The organism is bacterium, assembly GCA_040753085.1.
In the GTDB taxonomy this organism is placed as follows: Bacteria; UBA9089; JASEGY01; order JASEGY01; family JASEGY01; genus JASEGY01.
Map to the genome: position 1 here is coordinate 23,165 of JBFMHI010000011.1, position 15,767 is coordinate 38,931.

The 15,767-nt window shown below is 46.9% G+C and carries 15 protein-coding genes; 8 read left to right on the forward strand and 7 right to left on the reverse strand.

Translation table 11 applies throughout. The features are described from left to right. Positions 1-503: 503 nt before the first annotated feature. Positions 504-1,109, reverse strand: coding sequence for a CDP-alcohol phosphatidyltransferase family protein (locus AB1797_02700; protein MEW5766522.1), 606 nt, complete (start codon positions 1,107-1,109; stop codon positions 504-506). A gap of 92 nt (positions 1,110-1,201) precedes the next feature. Continuing rightward, the gene (gene secA, locus AB1797_02705) at positions 1,202-3,781 is read right to left on the reverse strand and encodes a preprotein translocase subunit SecA (GenBank protein MEW5766523.1); all 2,580 of its coding nucleotides are present in this window, start codon (positions 3,779-3,781) and stop codon (positions 1,202-1,204) included. A gap of 375 nt (positions 3,782-4,156) precedes the next feature. On the opposite strand from secA, the gene AB1797_02710 reads away from it, so the two are divergent. The 8 genes from AB1797_02710 (at position 4,157) to AB1797_02745 (ending at position 9,231) form a co-directional block, all read left to right on the forward strand. After that, positions 4,157-4,315 (forward strand): hypothetical protein, encoded by a 159-nt coding sequence (locus AB1797_02710; GenBank protein MEW5766524.1) that lies wholly within the window; start codon positions 4,157-4,159, stop codon positions 4,313-4,315. A gap of 34 nt (positions 4,316-4,349) precedes the next feature. Next, the gene (locus AB1797_02715; GenBank protein ID MEW5766525.1) at positions 4,350-5,498 is read left to right on the forward strand and encodes a glycosyltransferase; all 1,149 of its coding nucleotides are present in this window, start codon (positions 4,350-4,352) and stop codon (positions 5,496-5,498) included. Next, positions 5,495-6,490 carry a lysylphosphatidylglycerol synthase transmembrane domain-containing protein gene (locus AB1797_02720; protein ID MEW5766526.1) on the forward strand — a complete coding sequence of 332 codons (996 nt, stop codon included), beginning with the start codon at positions 5,495-5,497 and terminating at the stop codon, positions 6,488-6,490. The genes AB1797_02715 and AB1797_02720 overlap by 4 nt, the downstream gene beginning before the upstream one ends. A 752-nt stretch (positions 6,491-7,242) precedes the next feature. Continuing rightward, positions 7,243-7,491, forward strand: a complete 249-nt coding sequence (locus AB1797_02725) for a hypothetical protein (GenBank protein MEW5766527.1) — start codon at positions 7,243-7,245, stop codon at positions 7,489-7,491. Continuing rightward, positions 7,481-7,750, forward strand: coding sequence for a hypothetical protein (locus AB1797_02730; GenBank protein ID MEW5766528.1), 270 nt, complete (start codon positions 7,481-7,483; stop codon positions 7,748-7,750). Before AB1797_02725 ends, AB1797_02730 begins: the two co-directional genes overlap by 11 nt. Positions 7,751-7,946: 196 nt before the next feature. After that, positions 7,947-8,276, forward strand: a complete 330-nt coding sequence (locus AB1797_02735) for a hypothetical protein (GenBank protein MEW5766529.1) — start codon at positions 7,947-7,949, stop codon at positions 8,274-8,276. 303 nt (positions 8,277-8,579) lie between these two features. Beyond that, positions 8,580-8,843, forward strand: a complete 264-nt coding sequence (locus tag AB1797_02740; GenBank protein ID MEW5766530.1) for a hypothetical protein — start codon at positions 8,580-8,582, stop codon at positions 8,841-8,843. Continuing rightward, a complete protein-coding gene (locus AB1797_02745) occupies positions 8,824-9,231 on the forward strand; it encodes a type II toxin-antitoxin system VapC family toxin (GenBank protein MEW5766531.1) in 408 nt (135 codons plus the stop codon). The genes AB1797_02740 and AB1797_02745 overlap by 20 nt, the downstream gene beginning before the upstream one ends. Positions 9,232-9,544: 313 nt before the next feature. Here AB1797_02745 and mrdA read toward each other — a convergent pair whose 3' ends face one another. The 5 genes from mrdA to AB1797_02770 all read right to left on the reverse strand — a co-directional run bounded on the left by mrdA (position 9,545) and on the right by AB1797_02770 (position 15,603). Continuing rightward, positions 9,545-11,362, reverse strand: a complete 1,818-nt coding sequence (gene mrdA, locus AB1797_02750) for a penicillin-binding protein 2 (GenBank protein MEW5766532.1) — start codon at positions 11,360-11,362, stop codon at positions 9,545-9,547. Between the two features lie 46 nt (positions 11,363-11,408). Then, on the reverse strand, positions 11,409-13,232 hold the full coding sequence (locus AB1797_02755) for a glycosyltransferase family 9 protein (GenBank protein MEW5766533.1): 1,824 nt from the start codon (positions 13,230-13,232) through the stop codon (positions 11,409-11,411). 175 nt (positions 13,233-13,407) lie between these two features. Next, positions 13,408-13,629 carry a type II toxin-antitoxin system VapB family antitoxin gene (locus tag AB1797_02760; protein ID MEW5766534.1) on the reverse strand — a complete coding sequence of 74 codons (222 nt, stop codon included), beginning with the start codon at positions 13,627-13,629 and terminating at the stop codon, positions 13,408-13,410. A gap of 221 nt (positions 13,630-13,850) precedes the next feature. Next, positions 13,851-14,957 carry a phosphodiester glycosidase family protein gene (locus AB1797_02765; protein ID MEW5766535.1) on the reverse strand — a complete coding sequence of 369 codons (1,107 nt, stop codon included), beginning with the start codon at positions 14,955-14,957 and terminating at the stop codon, positions 13,851-13,853. A gap of 25 nt (positions 14,958-14,982) precedes the next feature. Further along, the gene (locus tag AB1797_02770; GenBank protein ID MEW5766536.1) at positions 14,983-15,603 is read right to left on the reverse strand and encodes an aminodeoxychorismate/anthranilate synthase component II; all 621 of its coding nucleotides are present in this window, start codon (positions 15,601-15,603) and stop codon (positions 14,983-14,985) included. Positions 15,604-15,767 lie beyond the last annotated feature (164 nt).

A 15,767-nucleotide genomic window follows, 5' to 3' on the forward strand; every position in this document is an offset into this window, starting at 1 on the left:
CTCTCCCTCTTTTTCACCGTATTGTCAAAAATTTTCGACCTGTATGGTTAGAAATTACAAGCAATTCTCCTCAAACCTGAAAGGTTTGAATTTTACATAACCACAGGTGAAACCTGCGGAAACGAAACATCTACCACATCTCAACCCTGAAAGGGTTGAATTCTATGCAATGGATAATATTCGACCCTTGCAGGGTCGAGCGTTGCGGATGTATTTATCTTCCGTAGGCTATTTAAAATTTGACGCTTTCAGCGTCAATAGTCTACAACCTTAACCATACAGGTCGAAAAATTTTCGTAAGTGTTCAGCTATTGTCTTCATTTTTTGTCCTCCTGTTCCTGATTTTAACATTTCCCCTCTTTGTTTACCCGTAATGAGTAGATAATGTTCTCAGCATATACGACGTTGCGACCGAAAGGAGCAATGTCCCACAGGGCAAGGGCGTTAGCCCGTTTTGACATTACCCTCTTTACCGCTTTACCGCCTAGACGGCTGGGCTATTTTTACTGGTGTTGGGATTGGCGTTTATTTTCCATCAACTGCCACGAATGGTGCATACGTTGAAAGACAGTCAACCAGGTAAGAATAAATAGGACCGAGAGGATTATAGGGAAGTAACGTGGTCCGGCTATCCCCCCCAGGATAAGAAGAATAATCCTCTCAGACCGTTCCATCAATCCGACTTTGCACTCATGGTCAAGCCCTTCGGATCTGGCCTTGGTATAGCTGACCATAAGGGAACCGGCCAGGGTAAGGAACAGAAGCAGGATATGAACGGCTTCTCCTGCCCAGAGATAATAAAGGCATATTCCCAAAAAGACCATTATTTCCGAAAGTCTATCCAGACATGAGTCTAAGAAGGCCCCAAAGACTGAGCCTCGTCCACTGGATCGAGCCACCGCCCCATCAAAAAGATCGCACAAACCGGAAAGAGTGACAAAGAGGGCGGCTACCTTGAAGTAACCCAAGGCAAAGGCAGCCGCCGACAGGAAGCTCATCCCTAACCCAATAAAGGTAATAATATTGGGTGAAACCCCTTTTTGAGACAGGAAATCAGTCAGGGGACTGATCCACTCGGTCACTTTCGGTTTTAATGCGGTTTCGATCATTAGATTTAACCTCTCCTGTAACTACTCAGGCAGAGAGGCTGAAGGCTGAAGACTGAAGGCTATTGAAAAATGGCACTCTTTTTTTATAACTATTATCCACAACAGTGCTTATATTTCTTCCCGCTGCCGCAGGGGCATGGGTCATTCCGACCGATCTTGGCCAGCTTTCTTTCGCTCTTCTTTTCTGTTTGGGCCTCTGCTTTAGCTCCCTCGTGGACCGCCACTAATTCTCTCGGCCTGGCTCTTCCCCTCAGGGTAGGGGCCTCTTCCGCCATTTGAACCCTGAAGATATATTCAACCACTTGCTCCTTCATCCGGAGGCTCAGGTGTTCAAACATCTGGTAGCTTTCGTGCTTATATTCAATCAAGGGGTCTCTCTGCCCATAGGCCCTGAGGCCTATTCCCTCCTTAAGGCTGTCCATGGCATAGAGGTGATCCTTCCATAGATTGTCTATGACCGAAAGCATAAGGTATCGCTGCACCCGATTAAATTGTTCCGGCCCAAGCTCTCTTCTTCGCCCCTCATAGACCTCATTGACTCTCTCTAAGAGGTGACCAAAGAGTTGCCTGTGTTCAAGAGATTTAATCTCATCGGGCCTCATAGTCACACCAAAGGTTTGAGTTAGCCTGGTGCCAAGCCCTTCCACATCCCAATCATCAGGATGGTCGTCCGGCTTACAATAAGAGAGAATAATCTCTTCTAAGACATCTTCCACCATTTCCCGGATATGGTCAGAGATATCAGATTCTTCAAGAACAAGGTCTCGTTCGTGGTAGATGACCTGCCGCTGTTGATTCATCACATCATCATATTCCAGGAGTCGCTTACGGATGTCAAAGTTCTGGCCTTCGACCTGGCGCTGGGCCCTCTCTATGGCCTTGGTCACCCAGGGATGCTCGATTACTTCGCCTTCTTCAATACCGAGTTTATCCATCAAACTGGCGACCTTATCTGAGCCAAAGATTCGCATCAGGTCATCTTCCAGGGAGAGGTAAAATCGAGAAGATCCAGGATCACCCTGTCTGCCGGACCTCCCTCTAAGCTGGTTGTCAATCCTTCTGGCTTCATGTCTTTCGGTTCCAATGATGTGAAGGCCGCCCATGTCCGTGACCCCCTCTCCCAGGACAATGTCTGTTCCCCGGCCGGCCATATTGGTGGCGATGGTTATGGCTCCAGGCTGACCGGCCTGGGCCACTATTTCGGCCTCCTTTTCGTGATACTTGGCATTTAAGACCTGATGTCTGATACCCCGCTTTTTAAGGAGGTCAGAGAGTTTTTCTGATTTTTCCACCGAGATGGTGCCTACCAGAACCGGCCGCCTCAAGTGGGCCAATTCCACGATCTCATCGGTAATCGCCTTGAATTTTTCACGTTCTGTTTTGTAGACCACATCAGAATAATCTGTTCTGATCATGGGCATATTAGGAGGGATGACCACTACTTCTAACTTATAGATCTTATGAAATTCTTCGGCCTCGGTATCGGCTGTTCCGGTCATACCGGCCAGTTTTTCATACATTCTGAAATAGTTCTGGAAGGTAATAGTGGCCAGGGTCTGATTTTCCTGGGCGATCCTGACCCCTTCCTTGGCCTCCAGGGCCTGATGCAGCCCTTCTGAATATCGCCGGCCCGGCATCAATCGGCCGGTGAATTCATCCACGATAACTACCTGTCCCTCTTTAACCAGGTAATCTCGATCCCGTTTAAATAAGGTATGGGCCTTGAGGGCCTGGTTGACGTGATGAGCGATTTCCATATTTCTGGGATCAAAGAGGTTGTCCAGCTTAAGCATCCTCTCCACCCTGGCTACCCCCTCTTCAGTCAAGGCCGCGGTGCGCATCTTCTCATCCACCTGGAAATCACTCTCAGCCTTCAACCCGGGGATAATCCGGTTGATTTTATAGTATTTATCCGTTGATTCCTCGGCTGGCCCCGAAATAATGAGAGGCGTCCGGGCTTCATCTATCAGGATGGAATCGACCTCATCCACAATGGCAAAGAAATGTTTCCGTTGGACCCGAAGACTTCGGTCAGGGACCATATTGTCCCGAAGATAGTCAAAGCCAAACTCGTTATTAGTGCCATAAGTGATATCAGCGGCGTAGGCTTCGCCTCTGTGTCCTACCGGACGAAGATGCCGGTAACGGGCATCACCCTTTTCGTGCTCCGGGTCGTATAGGAAGGCGGATTCGTGTTGGATGGTCCCCACTGAGAGACCCAACAGGTGGTAGATAGGCCCCATCCACTGGGTATCACGTTTGGCCAGATAATCATTGACCGTAACTACATGGACCCCCTCGCCCATAAGGGTATTTAGATAAACAGGCATAGTGGCCACTAAGGTCTTCCCCTCGCCAGTCTTCATTTCCGCTATTTTACCCTCGTGAAGGACAATCCCCCCCATAAGCTGGACATCGAATGGCCGCATATTAACGGTGCGTTTAGCCGCCTCCCGAACAACCGCAAAGGCCTCCGGAAGGATTTCATCCAGGGTTTCTCCATCAGCCAGTTTTTGTTTAAAATAGGGCGTTTTAGCGGCAAGCTGTTGATTAGAAAGGCGGTTTATCTCCTCTTCCCATTCGTTTATTTCATCCACCATAGGCTGAAGTCGTTTTATATCTCTCTCTTGCTTGGTGCCAAAAATCTTGGCTAAAATAGCGTCAAACCACATTCCCATTTTCACCCCTTAGGCTAAGAGTTGAGAAATGAGAGGTCTCTCAACTTTTAGCTCTCACTACTATACACTATTTGTTCCTTATAGTCAAATGAAAAGTTTTCGACCTGTACGGACACAGGTCAAACTTTTTACTTGACTCATCCATTCTTATAAACTATAATGCGAAATTGAGGTGATAAAATCGTAACCGTTCAGCCACCAAGGCACGAAGACACAAAGGGGAAAAAGTATGTGTCTTAGAGAGCAGTAGAGCAATAGAGCAGCAGTTCTGGAACTTTCAGAAAAGTCTTTAACTACTGCGCTACTGCTCTGTTTTGAGCTATTAAGAAATAATCCTGTAACCGTTCAGCACATGATGCTGGATGCTCGATGCTCGATCCTCGATGCTCGATCTTCGATGCTGGTAAAGGATTCAGTATCCAGGATCGAGCATCCAGGATCGAGGATCGAGGTTGTGTCTTTGTGCCTTTGTGGCTGAGGACTTACAAAAAATCAGTGTTTCATCTGTGTCCATCCGTGGCTGAATAGTTACGATTTGCTGGTGTGGGCTCAATTTCGCGGTATGGCCATCCTGACAATGGAGGAATTCCTGAAGGTAAATCTTCTTTATTTAATCACCGAGTTAAATGTAGGTGGGGCTGAAAAGGTCCTGGCCCGACTTGTGGCCGGGTTGAATAAAGAGCGCTATCGGGTTTTGGTCTGTTCTTTACAAAAAAAAGGGCCGGTGGCTGATGAGATAGAACGCAGCGGAATTAAGGTTGTTAGTTTGGATATGGAGGGAAAGCTGAATCTCAAGGCCCCGTTGAAACTTTTCTCCCTGCTGAAAAAAGAGAAAGTCGACATCCTCCACTCTTATCTCTTTCATGCTAATCTCCTAGCGCGAATAGTCGGCTGCTTAGCCAAGACGCCCATTATCATCTCCTCAGAGAGAATTATGGAGATGGAGGGACGACACCGGACAATTATAAATAGATTGACTGCCCCCTTAGCCGACTGTATCACAGCCAATTCTAATTCAGTCAGAGAATTTATCAGGTGCCGGATAGGCATTGATCCCCAAAAATTAGTGACCATATATAATGGTCTGGATGTCTCGAATTTTCGGGAAAAGGAAGACAGGGCAGAGGTAAAGAAGAAATGGGGCATTGCTCCGGATAAAGTGGTGATCGGTTGTGTGGCCCGATTGGATCCCCAGAAAGGGCATGAATATCTTTTTAAAGCAGCCGTCAAGGTAGTGGATAGGCATCCCGAGGTGGTCTTCTTACTGGTAGGCTATGGCCCGCTCAGGAAAAAATTAGAAGATATGGCGGAAGAATTAGGATTGGCCTCAAAGGTTATCTTCACCGGGGCCTGTAATGATGTCCCCCAGATGCTTTCGATAATGGACATCTTTGTTCTTCCCTCACTCTACGAAGGCTTTCCTAATGCGGTGCTTGAAGCCATGGCGGCTTCAAGGCCGGTAATTGCTACCTCAGTGGCCGGCACTCCCGAAATAGTAATGCACCACCAGACAGGCATCCTGGTGCCGAGAGCAAATCCGGAAGCACTGGCTGAGGCCGTCAACACGCTCCTTCAAAATCCGGAAAGGGCCAGGGAAATGGGACAGGCTGGTCGGTTACGGGTGGAAGATTATTTTAGTCTAGAGAAAATGGTCAAAAAAACAGAGGAATTGTATGAAAAGCTAATCGAAAAAAAGCGGGGAGCATTATGAAAAACTACAAATTCTGGGTCAGCATTCTACTTAGCATTTTTTTCCTCTGGCTGGCCGTGCGAGGGGTCGACCTTGATGAGATGATAGAAGCGATTGCTAAGGTTAGTTGGGTTTATATTATTCCTATCGGAGTGGTCAGCTTAAGCACTTTTATTCTCCGGGCCTTCCGGTGGAGGTACCTGCTCAGTTATGAAAAACACATCAGGCTTCACTCACTTTTTTCCTATACCATTATTGGGTTTATGGCCAACAATGTCTTTCCTTTACGGATTGGCGAGCTGGTTCGGGCTTACATTATTGGCAAAAAGGAAGAAATCTCTAAGATCCGCTCTTTAGCCACTATTATCATGGAGCGAATATTCGATGGCCTATCTTTACTTTTTTTTCTAACCCTGGTTCTGCTTTACCACCCTGGTTTTCCTGATTGGGTAAAAGAAATGGGTCTGATGCTGGCCCCTGTCTTCTTTCTTGCTTTTGGCGGGCTTATTGTATTGGAGTGGCATCAAGACTGGTTCCTGAAGTTTACCCATTGGCTGACGGGACATATTTCACCTAAACTGTCAAGTAGAGTAGTGGGCAGTTTACAGTCCTTTATCCACGGACTGGCTATCTTACGTCGAATAGATCATCTTCTGATAACTTTTTTTCTCTCTTTAGCCCTTTGGGTAGTTTATGCCGGTATGTTCTACCTGGCCCTTCAGGCTTTTCATATCCATCATTTACCCTTGTATGCTTCTTTGTTCGTTCTGACAGTGACTGCCTTTGGGGTGATGCTCCCTTCTTCACCTGGTTTTATCGGCCCCTTTCAGTATTTTTGCGCCAAGGCCCTTCTTCTGATGGGGCTTAAAGATAAAAGCCTGGCTTTAAGCTATGCCTTCTTCCTTCACGCTATTCAGTATGTCCTTATTACTTTAGTTGGTTTGGGCTATCTTTGGAAGGAAAATCTCTCCTTTAGTGATCTGAAGAAGGCCAAGGAAACGAATGAAGTTTAAGGCAGGAGGAGGTTAAGGCCGGTTACAGAAGTTACCGACGGAAAACCTGGGCGTCGGGGAAGGGATTCCAGCAACCCCGGCGAGCCTGGAAAGCAGGGACACAAATCTCTGGAATCAGCCTGCCGAACGACAACGTTGAAGCGTACACAGGGCACCACACAGACCGTAGGGAAGACCGCACTTCCCAAAGTTTGATACAGCCTCGTTAAAGAGTGAGGGGGCGCAAGTCTCAAGAGCAGATGGCGATGGTTCCTTCGCAAGCTCAGGACATGGTTAACGGGCCAGAAGCTACCACAGAGAGAGCGCTTTGGTGAGTTCTCCGAGGGTCTGCCGGGGTTCACTTTAGAGCGTGGTATGTGTGGAGAGAAGCATCAGGGACTTGGGATGCCCCAGCGGTTCCTGGGCTGGTACATGGGTTTAGGAGAGTCAGAAACCACTGGGGAGTCAGATCAGCCCATAGTACTCAGAGAACGGTAGGGCCGTTCACAGGGGGAAGGGGCTGACAGTCATTCGTAGCCTGCATAGGCAACATTGGCCGGACAAGGAGGGCCGGGAGTCAATGTCCACTTTCTTGCAGGGAATAGCGAAGAAGGCTCGGGCTGGGCGGGTCTACTAGGGCCGAAGGCGGAAGCAAGGATAACTGAAGAGCCCGATGCGGGAAAACTGCATGCCGGGATCTGTGCGGGGGCGGTCAGGTAACTAGCCGTCCTACCGCGATGGCTGTCAAAAAATAAACTGTGGGGGTGATTGTTATGCCACGATTGACAATGGAAGGGGTGTATCATAAGGGGATTATTATTCCCCAAGAAGAGGTGCCATATAATTCGGATATGCGAGTCTTGATTACATTTACTAAAAAAATTCCAAGGAGGGAACTTTATGCTTACACTCCCCAAATTCAGAAGGCATTAGCAAAAGCAGAGGCAAACTATAAGGCAGGTAAATTCAAGGAATATAAAGATGCGGATACCTTATTCAAGGATTTGAATAATGCTGCTTGAAAGAAAAATTGCCAAAGATGATAATTTTGATAAGTATTATGACGCTTTGCCAGAATACATCAAAAGAAAGTTTGAGAAGCAAGTAAGGTTTTTGTTGAAGAACCCAAAACATCCATCGCTGAAGATTCATCGATTTGAAAGTATTAAAGGATTGTGGGAATTTTATGTAGATGATTACTATCGATGTTTGTTTTCAATCGAAAGTAACACTTACCTTCTTAAATGGGTTGGAACCCATCTGCAGATGGAGAGGAAGTAGTGTTTTTTAAAAAAGGGATAAAAAGCGTTAATTTAGCTAGATAAGTAAGTATCTTAAGACACGAGAAAATTGCAAAGCGGACTTTTTGCCTAACCAATCGCTGAAGATACGTCGGGATCTGTGCGGGGGCGGTCAGGTAACTAGCCGTCCTACCGCGATGGCTGTCAAAAAATAGCGACTGGAGATTGGAAAGGATATGAAAGCAAAGGCAATTCCTGACGATGTGAGAAAAAGTGTTGAAGAAATCGTCGAGCGATTCAACCGCGAGAACTTGAGGAGAGACGACTGCTACTACTCAGTGCGGTTCAGAGGGAGATGCGCTTATCTTGACCGATACGCCTATGGCAAGGTGGGGCCAATATGCTGCCTCAGGTATACAGGAAAGATGGATGGCTGGGAATTCGCCATATTCAAGTGGAGCAGTGAAACATACGATCCAAAAGAGTGGATGTTCCCAGGCATTAGCCTTGTAGATGGAACCATTGAAGGGGCAATGAAGGCTGGATTGAAAGCATATCCGGTATAACAACATGATGGAGCCGACCGCGCATCAGGCATACGATGTTTGGGCAGGCATTGTGGGATTGGCTCTCCGCCTTTGGCAGTTTTTCCATAGTTCTACGCGGCGGCTCATCGCGGGCGTTAGATGGTTCGAGAATTGAGACATGTTGACATGCTCCGCTCGCCCAAAACAACACCGCTTGGTGCTTGAGGCGAGTAGGAGTATTTGAGGAGGTGGGAGAAATGGGGCACTGAAAAGTACAAAACCAGAAGAGAAAGGGAACGGTGATAGACTATGCCAAAATTATACAACAAAGGAGTGATTTAAATGAGAAAATCAGTTATCCATGATAAAATAATGGAAGAAATTAAATTTATTCCAGAAGATAAACTGTCAGAGATATACGATGTTATTCATTATTTTTGGATAGGTTTGCAAAAATCTAAAGTGAATATTAACCAGATAATGCAATTTGCCGGTTGCTGGAATGATATTCCTGAAGATGCATTTAATGATTTTTTAGAAGAAACCAGACAACGTAGAAGTCAGGCTTTTTCAAGGAGACGAAGCGGTGGAACCAGTATTAGTTGATACAGACATCCTATCCCTGTTCTTTAGAAACCAGGATAATGTTGTCTCTAATTTCAAAAAATATCTTAACCGGTACGAAAAAATAAATCTGAGTATCATTACCTACTATGAAATTCTTAGTGGTTTAAAACACAGAGACGCATTGAAACAACTAGACTCATTTCTGGAGTTTACAAAGCATAACACTATTCTATCGTTAACTAAAGAATCAGTTATGATTTCATCGGATTTATACAGTAATTTGCGAAAAGCAGGAAGACCGATCGATGATATTGATATCATTATTGCAGGTATTGCTTTGTCAAACAATCTTGTTCTTGTGACCAATAATGAAGAACATTTCAGAAATATCAAAGGCTTAGAAATTTTGAATTGGAGTAAAAAATAAGGCGACTTTGTCTAACACAGGTTAAAAGATTGACATCGGAACGTGAGTTAGGGCAGGTCTTGATTATGGAACACAGAAATAAGAAGAAAAGAAAAAAGACGGCGAAGTGGGACTTTTGTCTAACCAGTCGCTGCACCTGACAGTGGGGGCTGGGGTGTGTTTGAGATAGTTTTGTGATTTATCTAGGTTTTACCTTGCTAATAAAGTTTAGTGGTAATTCTCCCCGCAGCAGGTGAGCGTGCTCGTTAGTGGTAGATGAGACTGAATTTGTTCATGCGGAGAGAAATATAGAAAGAGGTTTTGGGATAGGCTCTTAGGGGCTGGATGGCTGAGTAGTAGCTACCTTCAAGTTTGAGGTGGAGTTTTCAGTAAAGTATGTTTCCATTATCTTTCTGGCGATCGGGGCAGCGGCGGCACCGCCGTGACCACCGTGTTCGACCAGCACAGAGACAGCTAATTCAGGTTTATCTACCGGCGCAAAGCACATGAACCAGGCATGATCTTCTCCATGCGGGTTCTGGGCCGTGCCCGTCTTGCCACCGATCCTTAAGTCCTTGATTTTGGCCTGCCAGCCTGTACCTCGCGAGACCACCCCCTCCAGGGCATTGTGAAGCAAAGATAAGGTAGTTCGCTTTAGAGAAAATTTCCGCAACAACTGAGGTTCAAAAGAATTTATTACCTTTCCGTCAGGACTATGGATGGCCTTCACTACCAACGGCTTATATATCCTCCCCCCGTTGACTACCGCCGCCATGAGGTTAGCCAATTGAATAGGGGTAGTCAAGAGATAGCCCTGGCCAATACTAAAATTAACCGTTTCTCCCAGGTGCCATCGTTCACCTAAAGTCTTTTTTTTCCAGGCTGGATCAGGGACAAGACCCGGCTTCTCATGAGGAAAGGAAATTTGAGAAAACTGACCAAGCCCAAAATTTCTGGCCATTTCAGCCATTCTTTCCGCGCCTACCTTGAGTCCTAACTGATAGAAGTAGACATTACAGGAATGGATAATAGCTTCTTCCAGGTTCTTCCAGCCATGTCCCTGTTCCTTCCAGCAGGCATATCTCCTGCCTAAATAGTAGCTTCCTCCGCAGTAAAAGGTTTCTGAAGGCTTAACCAGATTATTTTCCAGGGCAGCCGAAGCCACCACTATCTTGAACTGAGATCCGGGAGAATATTGAGCAGAAATGGCCCGGTTTAGCAAGGGATAACGGGGATCAGAAAAGAAATCTTTAATCTTGATCTTCTTCTGGGGGCTGACAAACACATTTGGGTCAAAAGCCGGTTTACTGGCCATAGCCAGAATTCCCCCAGTATTAACATCCAGAACAACCACTGCCCCGCGGCTGTCGCCTAAGGCCTCCTCAGCCGTACGCTGCAGGGCATAATCGATAGTCAAGGTTAAATTGTCTCCCAGAGTGGGGTCTTTTCTGGAGATGGTCCCAAGTCTACGCCCCTTTACGTCTACCTCTACTTGTTCTACTCCATTTTCCCCCCTCAGGTAATCGTCAAACTCTCTTTCTACCCCCGCCTTTCCAATCAAATCCCCGGAACGATACCCTTTCTGCCTTAGTTCCTCCAATTCCGCCCCGCTTACCTCCCCCAGATAACCGATGATGTGCGCGGCCAGATCACCGTAGACATAGTCCCTTCGGGGGCTTACCTGAATAATTACCCCCGGCAGGTCTATCTTTCTTTCAGCCACCTGGGTCATAGTCTTTCGGTCAACGTCCTGGATAATTAAGGCCGGATTAAAAGGGCAATGGGCTTCTTTAGACAGGCGCTCTCTTATCTCGGTGGGAGAAAGATTCAATATCCGACTTAAGCCAGTGATGGTGCGTTCTAATATCTGGGGAGAAAGCCCAAGCTGGATAACAGAAATATCAAAGGAAGGGCGATTTCTAACCAGCACCGTGCCTTTTCGGTCAAGGATCCTACCCCGGGGAGCCGTGACAGGAATGAATTGAATCCGGTTCTCCTCTGATTCTTTTTTGAACCCTCCTCCTTGAAGGATTTGGACCTGATAAAGACGAAGCACAACCACGGAAAAGAAGAAGGCAAATATGGTGCCTACTATTATTATTTTCCTCCGGGCAAGCTTTATATCTTCCCTGGTAGTATTTGAATAAATCATGGGCACTTTTTTGTCGCCTCACTCGAGGCTCGATCATCCAGCCTTATCACGATAGGCAAGCGGCTATCCGAGCTAAGGATTGACTTAGCCTGAAGGCCGCTCTTTGCAAATGTTGGTAACACCAGAGCGACCTTCTGGCCGTTCTGAGGGCTCCCTCTTCTTGAATGGCCGCATCGTCAATGTAAGCCATATAGCTCAGCCCACTTAGCGGGTCCCTCAGTCGAATGGCCTCATCGATCTTATCCAGTCGGCTAATAATAGGATTGATTTCTGACTGGCGGTCCTGGCCCGCCTTTAAGATCTGATAGAGATTTCTGGAGAGGCTAACTCCTTCCTCAGCCAACTGGGCAATCTGGGTAAATCCAATTCCTATCTGGGCTAATGTCTTGCTCAAATTAAAGTCAGTAGTTACGGCAGAGCGACTGGTAATTCGATCAAGAGTCGGATTTAATTCGATAGCCAACCTTTTGGCCACCATAGTCAGGATTTCTTTCTCAGAGATAATATCTGTGCCGTCTTTCATCCCTTGCCAGATATTGAGGAAACAATAACGCAGGATCTCCCTGATTACCTCTGATGGATTAGTTTCTCCCTTATTCAAGGGAAAGTAGGCGAAAGATCTGGTCGGTTCTTCATCCCCGGAATAGAATAGATCGATCTGCTGGAAAGATAAGGCGGTGATAGCTTCCTTGGCTTTGTCCCCATCCCTTTCCAGTAAGATTCGGGCGGCTGAAATAACTGCCTCCGGCGTGATTAACTCCATGCAGGTGTGTTCTGGACAGGTAACCTTAGCACATCCCCGGCAGGGAACCTTAGCCTGAAGGACGAGATGGCCCGGGCCGTAAGGCCCTACCCAGTTTGGTCCGGCTATTACTACAACCGGTGTGCCAACTGCTCCGGCAATGTGGGCTGGGCCAGTGTCTCCGGAAATGAACAATCGGCAGTTAGCTAACCAGCCGGTTAGTTCTCTGAGGCTGGTTTGACCGGCCAGATTCAGGGGGGATGGCGCACCCACTTCGTGGGTACCCGGGATGGCGGAATTCCGCACCTGAGCCGAAATCTGGGCGGCCCGGTCCTGATCATCTTTGCCCCCGAAGATAACTACCTGCGCCCCATAGGCTTCAGCTAAAAGGTCTACCAACCGGGCAAAATATTCCACCTTCCAGCGTCGAGAAGGATAATTAGCCCCAGGATGTATCCCAATCAATTTCGGATTTTCCATGCCGCCTTCTGCATTCCGCCTGCCGCCTTCCGATATAGTTGTTCTCCGCTTAGAAGGATTGACATCAGCCATCAGCAGGTGAATCTCGACCGAACTCAGGGGATTAAGGTGGCATCGTTCCGGATTGGTCGTAATCCAATATTTGTAATGTATCCAGGGATGTCCTAAAACTACAGGCTGGCTGTTATCGGTCACAGTTAAGCCCCAAACATCTTTATTAGTAATCAATTTAGTCAGGAAGGCGCTTCGGGGGGAGGTATGCAGGTTAATGACCAGATCAAATTGCTCGGCATAAACAGGCTCAACCCAGGCCATTAGTTCTCTTATGGTTTCATCTACCTTACCGGCGATCAGTTTCTTGGCCCATTTGGCTTTTTCAAAGACAATAACTTTGTCCAGGTTAGGATCATCCCTGACCAATTCAGCCGGCGCTTCCTCGGTCAGGAAACATATCTTTGCCTCTTTGAACTTTTCTCGAAGCCCCCAAAAAACCGGGGTGGTGTAAACCACATCCCCAATAGAGGAAAGTTGAATAAGCAGGATACTCTCCGGCTCTCTTGTCTGAGAGGTTAAAAGATACTTAAGGCCTACCCCTTTAGCCCAATTTCTTTGCAGGATAGATTGGGCCAGTAATTGGTATAGTTTCAAGTTCTCGGCACCCGCTGGCCGGTCGTCGAGTTTCGAGTTAAGATCACCTGTCACTTGAATTTGCTTTAAGATTTCCAGCTTCCGAATTATTTAAGCACGATTTATTTCTTCATCAGTAAATTTTAACGGTCTAAATACCCTCTTCCAATAATGGGGGTCCAAGGTCTTCTTTCCCCTAATGACAGGCGCTGAAAATCTTTTCCCTTTGACATGTCCTTCTACGAGGTATCACGGTCAGTTCCTTTTCGGTTCCGCCCAGTTTGGCAAGCTTTTTACTACTTTCCATAGCAATTAAGGCTTTCAAACCGCGATTAACCAGGGATACTTTTTCCTTAATACCCGTCAATTTTGATGCCTTCTCAAGCAATTCATCTTCTATGTTTAATGTCGTCCCCATGGTTTTTCCCCCTCGTATACTATTGGGTTTTTAACATGCTGGCCTCTCCTTGCTATTATATTAGCCCATCTTCTCCCCCTCTGTCAAGATAAAAATCAAGCCTGGGCAGGGATCAAAATGGATCTACTGAGCGATCAGAGTTTCGAGTTAGGCCGATCTTGCCTTTCTTTGTCCCCTCATCACATTTCAAGAGGTAGATGTATCTCCCCTGAATTTCCTCTCTACTTTACATCTGATTCAAAAACAAACAACCCGTTACTGACCGGCCTCTCCGCGCCGTCAGAGGGAGAATTTACCACCCAGTTATTGTAAAAGAGCGTGGTTGATCCGCCTCCGTCCAGATTCATAGCATTCTGTGCCCCCAGTTCCACCAAAAAAGAAGCTAATTCATACAAGGTCATCCCCACACTCTTTTTCTGTCGGCCGTCTACTCCCACCAGGAGAAGTTTGTGGTCGAAAGTCACGCCGATAGCCGACCGGGGGGCACGAAAGCATCTTATGTCTGAGCGGATCATTTCCCGGCCGGAGGTGATATAAACCTGGCCGTTTTTGACCAACCGAGGCCCTCCACTTAAGGCGTGAACGGCTTCAGGCCAACCGTCTTCAAGTCCCACGTCCAATTCCACCTCATCCCAGATTCTTAATTTTTTCCCAGGGAAATCCTGGCCGGCACCAATCGAGACCACATACCCTTCTTCAGGTATATAAGCATTACCCTGGCTAAGATGAAAGATATGACCTTGCAGGATGGTTATTTCACTCGTCTTATAAGGAGTGATTTTAGTTCTGGTTCGTTCTCCGTAGTGGGGGGTGTAAAGGATGGTCTCTTTTTGGGAGGCTCGCCGGCGATTGATCCCATCAATAGGTAAAGATAATTCAAGGGATTTTAAGATCAAGCGGGCGTTAAACTTGATATTTCCCCAAAGGACATCCTTCTCGTCGGTGATGCCAAAAACCGTTCTATTGAGAATCGGTTCACTAATCATCCAGCCGTCGATCATCAGCATCCCCAGGGGGTTACCCGAGAGGTCAAAATAGGTTCCATTGATTCCGGCTACTGCCCCAAATCGAGCCGCCATATCACTGATCCGCTCCAGGCCGGGAATCTTTCCCCTAGCCAGAACCGGTTTAAAATAAATACCCGAATCATTCAGGTCAATCTGTAATACATTTGCCCTTACCGGCCCATGGGGGGTGTGGCGGATATAGGTAAAATGTTCTATCCCCTCTCCGGCTGCCTGTCCCAAGGGGATTAATATCAAGAATGATAGGAGGAGCAGGTGGAATACGGATAGCGAATGGCCGATGGCGGATTTGAGCCGCTTCATAAGTCTAACCTCTGATCTCCAACTTCTAATTTCTGACTTCTGGACTCTGGCCGGGCCTGCCTCCTTCAATGAAATTCCGAAGAATACTCTTTCCCACTTTAGTCAGGATAGATTCCGGATGAAACTGGACCCCCTCTACATCCAGTTCCTTATGCCTGACCCCCATAATCTCACCTTCTTCGGTCCAGGCAGTAATATTCAGGCAGTCTGGCAGGCTGTCTTTCTCAATGATAAGCGAATGGTATCTGGTGGCCTCAAAAGGATTCTCTATCCCCCGGTAGAGGCCTACTCCGTAATGGTGAATCATAGAGGTCTTACCGTGCATCAGCCTGTCAGCCCCAATTACTTTTCCTCCGTAGACATGCCCGATACACTGATGGCCCAGACACACCCCTAAAATGGGAATCTCCCCCCCAAATCTTCGGAGGACATCATTAGATACCCCCGCATCCAGGGGTGTCCCTGGTCCGGGTGAAATAACGATCCAGTTAGGGGAGAGCTTTTCTATCTCAGCGATAGTGATTTTATCGTTTCGATAGGTCTCCAATCGGTAAAGGTCTTTATCGACCTTGTCCTGACATAGCTCTCCCAGGTATTGCACCAGGTTATAAGTGAAGGAATCGTAATTGTCAATCATTAGAATCATTGTTCATCTCCTTTGCCATCTTATTTTGTATCTACTTAAAATCAAGTTAAAAAAGTAAGCTCATTACAGATTATAGTGCTATGGGTTAAGTTTCATCTCCTTTTGTCCTGACAGCGTCGGCATAAGAGCTTCCCCTCCCTTGATGGGAGGGGTTAGGGGGGTGG

Bases quoted from the DNA above. Each gene is read 5' to 3' on its own strand.
- AB1797_02730 (MEW5766528.1), top strand. From the start codon at position 7,481: ATGCTGCTTGAAAGAAAAATTGCCAAAGATGATAATTTTGATAAGTAT.
- AB1797_02740 (MEW5766530.1), top strand. From the start codon at position 8,580: ATGAGAAAATCAGTTATCCATGATAAAATAATGGAAGAAATTAAATTT.
- AB1797_02710 (MEW5766524.1), top strand. From the start codon at position 4,157: ATGCTCGATCCTCGATGCTCGATCTTCGATGCTGGTAAAGGATTCAGT.
- AB1797_02725 (MEW5766527.1), top strand. From the start codon at position 7,243: ATGCCACGATTGACAATGGAAGGGGTGTATCATAAGGGGATTATTATT.
- AB1797_02765 (MEW5766535.1), bottom strand. From the start codon at position 14,957: ATGAAGCGGCTCAAATCCGCCATCGGCCATTCGCTATCCGTATTCCAC.
- mrdA (MEW5766532.1), bottom strand. From the start codon at position 11,362: ATGATTTATTCAAATACTACCAGGGAAGATATAAAGCTTGCCCGGAGG.
- AB1797_02735 (MEW5766529.1), top strand. From the start codon at position 7,947: ATGAAAGCAAAGGCAATTCCTGACGATGTGAGAAAAAGTGTTGAAGAA.
- AB1797_02715 (MEW5766525.1), top strand. From the start codon at position 4,350: ATGGCCATCCTGACAATGGAGGAATTCCTGAAGGTAAATCTTCTTTAT.
- AB1797_02760 (MEW5766534.1), bottom strand. From the start codon at position 13,629: ATGGGGACGACATTAAACATAGAAGATGAATTGCTTGAGAAGGCATCA.
- AB1797_02720 (MEW5766526.1), top strand. From the start codon at position 5,495: ATGAAAAACTACAAATTCTGGGTCAGCATTCTACTTAGCATTTTTTTC.
- secA (MEW5766523.1), bottom strand. From the start codon at position 3,781: ATGTGGTTTGACGCTATTTTAGCCAAGATTTTTGGCACCAAGCAAGAG.
- AB1797_02700 (MEW5766522.1), bottom strand. From the start codon at position 1,109: ATGATCGAAACCGCATTAAAACCGAAAGTGACCGAGTGGATCAGTCCC.
- AB1797_02770 (MEW5766536.1), bottom strand. From the start codon at position 15,603: ATGATTCTAATGATTGACAATTACGATTCCTTCACTTATAACCTGGTG.